Raw genomic sequence first — 452 nt, forward strand, 5'->3', positions numbered from 1 at the left:
CGATGGGCTATTGGCAAATCCAAATACGGAAGTAAAGATCATCAATATGAGTCCTATCAGACTCATCTTTTTTATCGTGTGAGGCATGAAACCATCCTTCATTTCAGCGCGTGTATAACACGTGCCCACTGAACTGCACTGCGCAACATTGAGCAGGCAGCGTAAAAACCAATACAGAATTGATACCTGGATGATATCAAATATCCAGTCTTAAATTGTGGCCTTTAACGGAAAAATGAAAACATATGCTACAGAATGGCGCTTATCACGCCATTCTTCGCTGTTAATTCAGTAATTTTTCAGAATTATGCCCGGTCAACGCTAAAGGCGATGACTTCAGCCAGTGTCTCCGCGCCCAGCGCCAACATCACCAGACGATCAACACCTAATGCCACGCCGGAACAGTCAGGCATACCGACTTTCAAGGCTTCAATCAGATTCTGGTCAATGGG

General features: G+C 44.7%; 1 protein-coding gene. It reads right to left on the reverse strand.

The features are described from left to right. Window positions 1–305: 305 nt before the first annotated feature. Window positions 306–449, reverse strand: coding sequence for an amino acid--tRNA ligase-related protein (locus K0039_RS25345; protein ID WP_228106893.1), 144 nt, complete (start codon window positions 447–449; stop codon window positions 306–308). Between the last annotated feature and the right edge of the window lie 3 nt (window positions 450–452).

Source organism: Terrisporobacter mayombei, from assembly GCF_020748465.1.
In the GTDB taxonomy this organism is placed as follows: Bacteria; Bacillota; Clostridia; order Peptostreptococcales; family Peptostreptococcaceae; genus Terrisporobacter; species Terrisporobacter mayombei.